Annotated in this window: 9 protein-coding genes; 5 read left to right on the forward strand and 4 right to left on the reverse strand. The window is 67.5% G+C overall.

The features are described from left to right. The 3 genes from ABYX71_RS07520 to ABYX71_RS07530 all read left to right on the forward strand — a co-directional run. Positions 1 to 409 (forward strand): pilin (locus ABYX71_RS07520; protein ID WP_372695894.1); only part of this gene is annotated, 409 nt, incomplete at its 5' end. Between the two features lie 76 nt (positions 410 to 485). Beyond that, entirely contained in the window at positions 486 to 2423 is a 1938-nt protein-coding gene (locus ABYX71_RS07525) for a tetratricopeptide repeat protein (protein ID WP_372695895.1), read from the forward strand. Then, on the forward strand, positions 2420 to 4351 hold the full coding sequence (locus ABYX71_RS07530) for a pilus assembly protein PilF (protein WP_372695896.1): 1932 nt from the start codon (positions 2420 to 2422) through the stop codon (positions 4349 to 4351). Before ABYX71_RS07525 ends, ABYX71_RS07530 begins: the two co-directional genes overlap by 4 nt. Here ABYX71_RS07530 and ABYX71_RS07535 read toward each other — a convergent pair. Next, positions 4335 to 5240 (reverse strand): PhzF family phenazine biosynthesis protein, encoded by a 906-nt coding sequence (locus ABYX71_RS07535; protein ID WP_372695897.1) that lies wholly within the window; start codon positions 5238 to 5240, stop codon positions 4335 to 4337. The two genes, ABYX71_RS07530 and ABYX71_RS07535, sit on opposite strands and share 17 nt — an antisense overlap. A 116-nt stretch (positions 5241 to 5356) precedes the next feature. On the opposite strand from ABYX71_RS07535, the gene ABYX71_RS07540 reads away from it, so the two are divergent. Beyond that, positions 5357 to 6250 (forward strand): glycosyltransferase family 2 protein, encoded by an 894-nt coding sequence (locus ABYX71_RS07540; protein ID WP_372695898.1) that lies wholly within the window; start codon positions 5357 to 5359, stop codon positions 6248 to 6250. Between the two features lie 7 nt (positions 6251 to 6257). Here the strand turns inward: ABYX71_RS07540 and ABYX71_RS07545 are convergent, their stop codons facing one another. Beyond that, positions 6258 to 7274, reverse strand: a complete 1017-nt coding sequence (locus ABYX71_RS07545) for a cyclopropane-fatty-acyl-phospholipid synthase family protein (RefSeq protein WP_372695899.1) — start codon at positions 7272 to 7274, stop codon at positions 6258 to 6260. Between the two features lie 50 nt (positions 7275 to 7324). Then, entirely contained in the window at positions 7325 to 9169 is a 1845-nt protein-coding gene (locus tag ABYX71_RS07550) for a putative bifunctional diguanylate cyclase/phosphodiesterase (RefSeq protein ID WP_372695900.1), read from the reverse strand. Positions 9170 to 9331: 162 nt separating this feature from the next. Between ABYX71_RS07550 and ABYX71_RS07555 the strand changes: the two genes are divergently transcribed. After that, complete coding sequence (locus tag ABYX71_RS07555; RefSeq protein WP_372695901.1) at positions 9332 to 10198, forward strand: sulfurtransferase; 867 nt, start codon at positions 9332 to 9334, stop codon at positions 10196 to 10198. 121 nt (positions 10199 to 10319) lie between these two features. Here the strand turns inward: ABYX71_RS07555 and rfaE2 are convergent, their stop codons facing one another. Further along, positions 10320 to 10784 (reverse strand): D-glycero-beta-D-manno-heptose 1-phosphate adenylyltransferase, encoded by a 465-nt coding sequence (gene rfaE2 / locus ABYX71_RS07560; protein ID WP_372695902.1) that lies wholly within the window; start codon positions 10782 to 10784, stop codon positions 10320 to 10322. Between the last annotated feature and the right edge of the window lie 26 nt (positions 10785 to 10810).

Below are 10810 nucleotides of genomic sequence, written 5' to 3' on the forward strand. Positions count from 1 at the left end.
ACTGATGATCGTGGTCGCCATCATCGGCATCCTGGCCGCTCTGGCCGTGCCGGCGTACCAGGACTACACCATCCGTACCAAGGTGGGTGAGTCAGCCTCACTGGCGTCCGCCGCCCGCACCGCAGTCGACGTGTACTTCAGCGAAAACGGGACCCTGTCCGGCACCGCCATCAGCAATCACACCAGCCTGGGACTGAGCGCCGCGGCCTCGTATAACGCGAAGTACGTGAGCAGCGTGTCCGTAGGCGCCAATGGCGTAGTTACGGTCAACCTCAAAACCGTGTCCGACATCGGCGAGGCTTCCGGCGATGACGTTGTTTATCGGCCCACTAACAAAGGCGGCAACCTGCAGTGGACGAATACGGGCAGCGGCAGCACCGTTCCGACGAAATATCTGCCGCGTACTTAACAGCAACCGGCAGCAACGTATGAATACCTGAAAAGGCGGCTTCGGCCGCCTTTTTTTTGAACCCATGTCACGCACCTTGCATCAGCTGGCCGCCCTGTCTGCTCTGGTAGCAATAACAGCATTTACCTATAGTCCGGGCCTCGGTGGCCCTTGGCTGTTCGACGACACCACCAACATTCTGCAGAACGCCTCGCTGCGGGTGCAGCGCCTTGCCCTGGACGACTTGTGGCGCGCCGCCTGGTCGCTGGAGTCGGGACCACTCAAACGCCCTGTGGCGTATCTGTCATTCGCGCTGAACCACTATTTCGCCAACGGCTACAGCGCCCCGGCCTTCAAGGCCACCAACCTCGCGATTCACCTGGTCAACGTGCTGCTGGTGTACGCGCTGGCGCGGCGCTTGGCTGGCGCCACGTGGCCGCACGAAGCAACTTCGCGCAACCGTCTGGCGCTGCTCGCCGCCGCTGTGTTCGCCCTGCATCCGCTGGCGCTTTCGCCTGTGCTGTACGTGGTGCAGCGTATGGCAAGTCTGAGCACGCTGTTCGTGCTCGCGACGCTGCTATGCGCGCTCAAGGCGCGCGAGGCGCTGGTTCAGTCCCGGCCGACAGACCGCACGGCGTTGCTTGGCCGCGCCGCGCCCTGGGTGCTCGCCGCCTCGCTGCTGGCGCTGCTGGGGCTGTTCACCAAAGAAAACGCCGCCCTGCTGGCACTGCTTTACCCGCTGTGCGATCGCCTGCTTTACCCGCAGGCGCCTTACTGGCGCTGGCTGGAGCGGCCAGGGCGGAGTGGTCGTGTTACCCGTTTCACCTTGTGGCTGGCCGCTGGTCTATGTGCTGCCCTTCTGGCTTGGAAAGTCGAACCCGGATACGCCGCGCGGCCGTTCACGCTGCTTGAGCGCCAGCTCACCGAAGCGCGGGTGCTGTGGTTCTACCTTGGACTGTTCGCACTGCCACGCATCGACGCCTTCGGCCTGTATCACGACGACATCGCCCTTTCGACCAGTCTGTTGTCGCCCTGGACCACGTTACCGGCGCTGCTGGGCATCGCTGCGCTGGTTTGGCTGGGGTTCAGGCTGCTGCCCCGGGCACCGCTGGCGGGCTTTGCCATCCTCTGGTTCTTCGCCGGACACCTGATGGAATCGACGCTCATACCGCTGGAGATCGCCCACGAACACCGCAATTACCTGCCAATGGTCGGCCTGTGTATAGGGGTGGGCTGGGCGCTCGCCCGGGTAACCGCACGTCTGCCGCGGCGGGCCGGCGCGGCCACCCTGGTCCTGGTACTCGGCGTACTCGGCGCCACGACCACCCTGCGCGCCTGGGAATGGGGTGAGTCCGATCGCTTTTACCGCTACCAGGTGGAGCATCACCCCGAGTCCGCGCAGTCACGCAACGATTACGCTTCCGAACTGGCCAAACGGCGCCGCTACGCCGACGCGCTGGCGCAGTTGCGGGCCGCCCAACAGGCGGCGCCACACGAAGCGGGCTATTACTTCAATTACTACCTCACTGCCCGTACAGCCGGGCTGCAAATCCCGGACGATGTCCAGGCGGAGCTTGCCGATCTGCTGCGCGAGCAACCATTGTCGGCCTTTGGGTACCGTGCCCTTGAGACGCAAAGCCAATGCCTGCGCAAGGTTTGCACGTTCATGGCCGCGGACATGACCCACTGGCTGACGACGTACATTTCCGCGCCCGTGGAGCACCGCGATCGCTCGCAACTGGAGTTCATGCTCGGTCTGGCCCATATCGAGCAGGGAAGCGTTCAGCAAGCGCTCAACGCGTTCGAGCGCTCATTCACCCTCGACCCTCACTACCTGCATCCGCTGTTTGAACAGGCCAACATCTTCATGGCGCTGGGCCAGTGGGACAATGCCGAGTTCAATCTGCAACGCCTGCAAGCCGCCAATCAACGGGCGCCCGTACGACAGGACAAAGCGCTCGCAGATCTTGCCGCCGCCATTGCCGAGGGTCGCCAACGCGAAACGCGGCATCACGGAACTGACACAGAATCATGAAGACCGCGTCGACCCGCCGGCTGGCGCTGGCCGCCGTGCTGGCGCTGGTGGTGCTGGCCTACCTGCCCGGCCTGCGCGGGCCGTTCGTGTTCGACGACTACCCGAACATCGTCAACAACCCGACCGTGGCGGTGACGACGCTGACGGTGCAGAACCTCTACACCGCCGCCAGTTCCAACACCAGCGGCCCCCTCGGCCGGCCGCTGGCAGCGCTGTCGTTCGCGCTGGACCATTACCGGGCCGGCGGCTTCTACCCGCTCGCCTTCAAGCTGACCAACCTCGCCATCCACCTGCTCAACGTACTGCTGGTGTACGCCCTGGTCGGCCGGGTGGCACGCCGACTGGGGGCGGGTGAGAGCAGTGCCGCAGTGGCGCTGTTCACGGCATTGCTGTGGGGGCTGCACCCGCTGCAACTGACCTCGGTGCTGTACGTGGTGCAGCGCATGACCAGTCTTTCCGCCCTGTGGGTACTGGCCGGCAGCTGGCTGTGGCTGGCCGGCCGCCAGCGCCTGGCCGAGGACAGGCGCGGTGGGGCGGCGCTGCTGCTGAGCAGTCTCGTGGTGGGCGTCGGGCTCGGCGCGCTGGCCAAGGAAAACGCCCTGTTGCTGCCGCTGTATCTTGCCGTGCTGGAGCTGTGCCTGTGGCGGGGCACCGGCGCGGCGCACGACCAGGGCCGCCGGTTCGCAAACGGTTTCTTCGCCGTCACCGTGCTGGCGCCGGCGCTGCTCGGCCTGGGCCTGCTGGCCTGGCAGCCGGGCTGGCTGCTGGACGGCTATGGCGGGCGGCCGTTCACCCTCGGCGAGCGCCTGCTGACCGAGGCGCGCGTGCTGTGGTTCTACGTCGGCCTGATTCTGTTGCCGACGCCGGGCCGGCTGGGGCTCTATCACGACGACATCGCGCTCTCCACCGGCCTGCTGGCGCCGTGGACCACACTGGCCGCGCTGGCCGGCTGGCTGCTGGCCCTGGCGGCAGCCATCGCACTGCGCCGGCGCGCGCCGGTAGTGGCACTGGCCGTGCTGTGGTTCCTGGCCGGCCATGCCATGGAATCGACCGTGGTGCCACTGGAGATCGCCCATGAGCACCGCAACTACCTGCCGAGTCTGGGCCCGCTGCTGGCCACCGTGTACGGCGTGACGGTGTTCGCCCGCCGCACCGGACGCGCCGCACTGTACGGCGCGCTCGGCGTGGCAACGTCACTGGCCCTGGGCTTCGGCACCTTCGGCCGGTCCGCCACCTGGCACAGCGAGGAGACCATCATCGAGGCGCTTTACCGCCAGCACCCACAATCCGCCTCGGCGCAGCAGATGATGGGCGAACTCATGCTGCACCGCCGTGGCCAGCCGGCACAGGCGGCCGAACACTACCAGCATGCCTACGCGCTGGCACCGTGGGAAACCGGCTACCGCCTGCGCGCGCTGCGTGCGCGCCGCACCGCCGGGGGCGCCCTGCCAGACGCCACCGAGCACCAGGCCATCGTCTCCGCCCTGCGCAGCCGGCCACTGCCACCCACCACGCTGCTGGCGCTGGGCAGCCTCAGCGCGTGTGCGCTGGCCGGGGAACCGGCCTGCCTGGATCTGACGCCGGCACTGCTGGACTGGCTGACGGCGGCCGCCGAGAACCCGCGCATCAACACCGTCAGCCTGACGCAGGTGACGATGAACTACGGCCAGATCTGCCTGCAGACCGGCCGTTTCGAACAAGGCCTCGACTGGGTGCGCGCCGCGTACCGGCAAACACCACAACCGGTCTACCGGCTGATGGAAGCGAATTTCCTGATGTTGCAAGGGCGGTTCGAGCTGACCGCCGCAGTGCTGGCCGACGTCCACCAGCTACCCGGACTCAGTGCCACCGACCGCGGGCACCTGAAGGTACTGGAGCAGGCACTGAGCCGCCGTCGTGCCGAGGCAGAACTCACCGCGGCAGACTGAAGTGTCCGCTGAACATCCGAACGGCATGGCCACCTACCCGCAGTGCCAGGCCACGCTGCACCCGCTTGTCGAACTCGGCCTGCAGCAGGCTCTTGCGCGTGGCATCGAGGCCACGCTCCACGGTCAGGGTATGCGTGCCGGGACGCACCGTCGGCTGTGCCGCCAGGTACGCGGCGAAGGCCGGCAGCGCCGCACCGACCGGTGGATCCTCGCGCGGACCGATGGCCGGCCCCAGCAGGCGGGTATGAAAGTCGGCCTGCGTGCTCTCGCACTGACGGCTGAACAGCATCAGTTCCTGCGCCAGCATGGCCGGCGCGTGCGAGCGCGCCCAGGCGCCGGCATCGAATCGTGCCTGCCGCACCGCCTCCATGCGGTGCACGGGCACCATCAAGTAAGGGCGCTCACAGGCCACCAGCAGCGGCTGCAGGTCGCGCTGCACCAGTTCGCGGCGCGGCAACGACAGGATGCCGGCCAGTTCCTCGGGCGACGGCACGAAGCGGTCGATCACCGGATGCACGGTGCGACTGAACTGCACGAACACCGTGCCGTCGGCCTGCGGCTCCACGCGTGTCCGCACCGACCCGAAGGCATGCAGCAGTTCCACCTCACCGCTAGCCGGCAGGTGACCGTCGAGCGCCAACGCGTGGCCGGCCGCCAGAATCGCATGGGCCGCGAAATCCACTTCCTCGTCCGGCGTGAACACGCGAATGTGCCAGCTTTCGGCTGCCCGGCCCGCCGTCAGAAACACGCTGGTGGGCAGGTTCAGTTCGCTGGCAATACGCTGCATCTGCGCCACCGGCACACCGGCGGCATCGGGCAGTACGGCCACCTGCGCACCGCCAAACGGCTGTCGGGTGAACACATCCACCGTGTACAAAGACACTTGCATCGTGCGCACACCTCCGCCCGAAATCACGACAGGCAGCCAGTGTACGGCCGTCACCGGGCGACCGGCTGTGTCACCATCGGTGCATTCTCGATCCTTTCGTTACTCAGGGTTTCTTCATGACTGACGCCCCCTGCGAGCTGTCCATCGTGCTGCCGGCGCGCAATGAAGCGCCCGCCCTGGAGCGACTGCTGCCGGTGCTGCGCGAGCGCTTCCCGCAGGCGCAGGTAATCGTCGTCAACGACGGCTCGACCGACGACACCGCCGCCCTGTGTGCTCGCCACGGCGTGCAGGAAGTGCGCCACCGCTACAGTGTCGGCAATGGCGGCGCCATCAAGTCCGGCGCCCGCGCGGCGCACGGCGAGGTGATCGTGTTCATGGATGCCGACGGCCAGCACGACCCGGCCGATATCCCACGCCTGCTGACACGCCTGAACGAAGGCTTCGACATGGTCGTCGGCGCCCGCGACGCCACGTCCCAGGCCAGCGTCGGCCGCTCCCTGGCCAACCGCCTGTACAACCGCATCGCCAACTACATGACCGGCCAGAAAATCGCCGACCTGACGTCGGGCTTCCGCGCGGTGCGGGCCGAGAAGTTCCGCGAATTTCTGTTCCTGCTGCCCAACGGCTTCTCGTACCCCACCAGCATCACCATGGCGTTTTTCCGCGCTGGCTACGCGGTGGCCTACGAGCCCATCGTGGCGGCCCGACGCACGGGCCGCAGCCACATTCGCCCGCTGCGCGACGGCGCCCGCTTCCTGCTGATCATCTTCCGGGTCGCCACGCTGTACTCGCCACTGAAGATTTTCGCACCGCTGTCTGGCCTGAGTTTCGCCGCGGGCCTGCTCAATTACCTGCACACCTACGCCACCGACGGGCGCTTCACCAACGCCAGTGCCGTACTGTTCACGACCGCCGTGGTGGTGTTTCTGATGGGGCTGATCTCGGAGCAGATCACGACCCTGCTGTATGCCACGGCGGCACGCGAACGCACCGACGCCGTTCGTCGCTGAAAACGCCTCAGCCCACGCGGCGCGCGATGGTGACGCCAACCAGCCCGGGCGGCGGCACCATCTGTGCGTCGACACGCAGGCCGGCGGCCTCGATCAGCGCCTTCTGCTGCGACATGGACAGCAGCTCATTGCCCCAGAAGCGCTCGATGAACTGCGTCATGGCGCAGCTTTGCGCTGCCCGCAGGCCCTCCACGGTGTCCGGGTAGGGCTCGTCGACCACCAGCAGCACGCCGCCGGGCTTCAGTGCCCGCGCTGCGCCGGCCAGGATGTCGGCGCGCACCGCCGGCACCGTTTCGTGCAACACCTGGATCAGCGTCACCAGATCGAAGCGCGCCTCAAGATCCACGCCCTCGGCCGCCGCCACCTGCGCCGTCACCCGCTGTGCGAGCCCCGCTTCGGCGAAGCGCGCGTTGGCCTGCTCCACCGAGCGCGGCTCGATGTCGACGCCCAGCAGCTCGGCCTTCGGATAGGCGCGCGCCAGCGCCAACAGCGTGCCGCCCATGCCGCAGCCAAGATCCAGCGCCCTGAAATCATCGCGGCCCGCGAACTCCGGCAGACCGGGCAGGATGCTGCTCGCCACGAAACCGGCGATGCCGGCCGTCACTTGCGCCACGGCTGCAATGAAATCGGCGTCATGCTGCTGGAAGGTGTAGGTGCCACCCTCTTTCAGCAACGCCGGCATGCACTCGAAATCGCGCCCGCTGATGTGGTGAAAACCCGCCAGCGACCCCAGGTAACTGTTGTGCTCCGGGCGCGCCAGCAACGGCGCCATATGCTCCGCCAGGCGATAGCGCCCACCGGCTAGGTCCAGCAGTTCCAGCGCGTAGCCGGTTTGCAGGAAATGCCGCGTGTACTCGGCATCCAGCCCCTGTGACGCCGCCAGATCAACCGGCGTGACACCCTCGGGCGCCGCCGCCAGCGCCTGAAACAGACCGGACTCGACGCCGAGCGCGATGAACCGCGTCGCGTTGTAGCCCAGGAAATACTGGGTCAGCTTCTGCATCTGCGAGACGCGGTCGGTCATGACTCCTCCGGTCGTTCGTGACGGCGCAGGTCAGGCCCCGCCGCCAGGGCTCAGGCCCGCTGACAATGCTCCTGCCTCAGGCGCTCGGTCAGCTGCACCGCGGGCATGGGGCGTGCGAAATGGTAGCCCTGCATCAGCGTGCAGCCGAATTCCCGCAGCGTCTGCGCCTGCGCGGCGGTTTCCACGCCCTCGGCCACCACACCCACCCCGAAGGCCTGCGCCACGGCCACGATGGCCTTGACCACGGCACGGTCCGCCTCGGTCGCCGGCAACCCCGCCACGAAGACGCGGTCGATCTTGAGCCGGTCCACCGGCAGTTCGCGCAGATTGGCCAGCGACGCGTGTCCGGCACCGAAGTCGTCAATGGCAAACCGGATGCCCAGTGCACGGCACGCCAGCATCACCGAACGCGCCCGGTCGAGATCCTCCAGCGCCGCTGTTTCGGTGATCTCCAGCACCAGATGCTCGCGCGCCAGTCCAGGGCTGGCCGCCAGCGCCTCGGTCAGGCTGCCCAGAAAGCCCTCGTCCAGAAATTCGCGTGCCGACACATTGACCGACACCGCCACCTCATAGCCCTGTTCCTGCCAGGCTGCGGCGTGGGCCAGCGCACTGTTCAGCACATGACGCCCCAAGGCCTGCATCAGGCGCCGGCTGTGCCGTTCCACGTCCACCATGAAACTGCCGGGCAGACGCACGCTGCCGTCGGGCTGTGGCCATCGCAGCAGCGCCTCGACCACCACCGTGGCGCCGTTGTCGGGGCTGACAATCGGCTGGTAGTACAACTCGAAGGCCCCGTCGACGAGCGCGCGCTCCACCTCTTCCAGCAACCGTTCACGCCGACGCACTGCCTGCGCGATGGCCTGATTGAAGAAACAGGCCTGTCGGCCACCACGGCGGTGTTTCGCTTCGTACATGGCCAGGTCGGCGTTCCCGAGCAAGGACTCGGCGGTGGTTCCATCGTCGGGGAACGCGGCAATTCCGATGCTCGGAGCCACCGCCACCGTGCCGCCGGTCACCGGCGCCCGCATGCTGAGTGCTTGCAGCACACGGCCTGCCACACCGGCCGGCTCGTCCGGCCAGCGCTGGTACTCCATCAGCAGCACGAACTCATCACCACCCAGGCGGGCGATCATGTCGCCTCCGCGCACCGCATCCCGCAGACGCAGTGCCACCTCGCGCAAAAGCGCATCCCCGGCGGCATGCCCCCCGCGGTCATTGACCGCCTTGAAGCCGTCCAGGTCGATCACCATCAACGCCAGGTAGCGACCATAGCGGCGGGCGCTGATCAAGGTCTGCCGCAGATGCTCCAGAAAATACCCGCGGTTGGGCAGGCCCGTCAGCGTGTCGTGGTCAGCCCGATGCTGCAGACGCTGTTCGAGTTGCCAGCGCTGGCGGGCAGCGCCGACCTGCGCGGCGATGGTACGCAACAGCGTCACCCGCTCGCGGTCGGGCTCCACCGGCGTCCGGTCGAACCACGACACCACCAGCACGCCGACCGCGGCGCCACCGTGCAACAAAGGCAACGCCATGTTGCCGCGTAGCCCGCTGGCAACGAACGCCGCCAATGCCTTGGGATGCGCGGGGTAATCGGCCACGAACACCGGTTGCCCGCTGTCGAGCGCCTCGCCGGCGATGCCACTGTGGCGATCGAATGTGAAACCCAGAAAGCGGGTACGGTAGGCCGGCGGCACGCCGAGGAAAAACTGGTACTCCAGCCGGCCGTGATCGTTCATCAGGATCAACGCGGCTGCGTCGCCCCCGGCCAGGCTGGCCGCCGCTCCCGCTGCCTTGCGAAAAAAGGCCTCGAAATCCGTTTCCAGCGACAAGGCTTCGATGACCGTGCGCAACGCCTGAAAACCCTCGGCGGCGGGAACGGCGTTGTCTGGCATGGTCATGGGTGAGCGCTTGCGTCAATGGTGGATTCGGACAACCACGCAAGCAAATTCAGCGCCAAGGCAATCGCCTGGAATGCTGCGAAGGGCCATCGAGAGGCTAAATTTTAATGCGGGTACTCACACTCGCACCCGCCACGAGCCACCACACCACCGGGAAATGCCATGTTGCGGCACCACTGCCAGACACTGATCGACGGCGCCGAGCTGGAGCGACGGATAGTCGACACGCGCACCGGCCCGGTCCTGCTCGACTGCCGCCATGACCTGACCGATCCGAGCGCCGGCCGGCGCGCATTTGCAGCTGGCCACCTGCCGAACGCCCGCCACCTGGACCTGAACACCGACCTGTCCGGACCACTGACCGAGCACAGCGGTCGCCACCCATTGCCCACGCCGCGCACACTCGCCAGCCGTCTTGCAGCGTTGGGCATTACTCCTGCCACAGAGGTGATCTGCTACGACGCCGGCGATGGCAGCTTTGCGGCGCGCGCCTGGTGGTTGTTGCGCTGGATGGGGCATGCTGCCGTTGCCGTGCTGGATGGCGGGTTCGCCGCCTGGCAGGCAGCCGGCCGGCACGTCGCACACGGCGAAGGCACGCCACCGGTGCCCGCATCACCGCTGCCGCTGCGCCCGCCACTGGAGCGGCACGTGGACACCGCCGCCGTCGCCCGCGATCTGGACAGCAACCGCTGGTTGCTCGTCGATGCCCGGGCCCCTGAGCGCTTTCGCGGCGAGCACGAGCCCATCGACCCCGTTGCCGGACACATTCCGGGCGCCATCAACCGGCCGTTCACGGCCAATCTGCATGGCGGCCACTTCAAGCCGGCGCGGCAGCTGGCAGCCGAGTGGCAGGCGTTGCTGTCCGGACGGGCGACACAGGACGTGATTGTCTACTGCGGCTCCGGTGTCACCGCCTGCCACCATGTGCTGGCGCTGGCGCACGCCGGCCTGCCCGGCGCACGACTGTATGCCGGCTCGTGGAGTGCGTGGTGTGGCGACGCCACGCGACCGGTGGCAAAGGGCGCCTGAAAAAATGGGGGGCCTGGCCCCCCGCAGGTATCAGGCAATCATGCGGGCGCTGCCAACTCGGACACCGCCAGCAAGCGCACAAGCCTGCACGATCAAGATGTCGCGCGTGTGACAGAACCGCTCACGTCGGCGTGACACGAATGCGCCGCAGCAGGTCCGTGGTCGAGCGCTGATGACGAAACGGCATCGAGTGCACCTGACCACCGCCCGCACGCACGAACTGCGCACCGACGATGGCATCCACCGGCCAGTCGCCGCCCTTGACCAAGTGCTCCGGGCGCAACTGCTCGATCAGGTGCAGCGGCGTGTCATCGTCGAAGGCCACCACCAGGCTCACACTTTCCAGCGCCGCCAGCACGGCCATGCGATCGGCCAGCGGGTTCACCGGCCGGTCGTCACCCTTGCCCTGGCGGCGCACCGAGGCGTCTGTGTTGACGCCCACCACCAGGCTGGCGCCGAGCGCCGCCGCCCGGTCCAGGTAATCGACATGCCCCACGTGAAGGATGTCGAAACAGCCGTTGGTGAACACCAGCGGACGGGGCAACGCGGCCGCCCGCGCCACCAGGTGCGCGGGCTCCGTCAGCAGCTTGCGCGCATAGTGCGGCCGGTCAC

The sequence above is a fragment of the Immundisolibacter sp. genome, assembly GCF_041625615.1.
Lineage (GTDB): Bacteria > Pseudomonadota > Gammaproteobacteria > Immundisolibacterales > Immundisolibacteraceae > Immundisolibacter.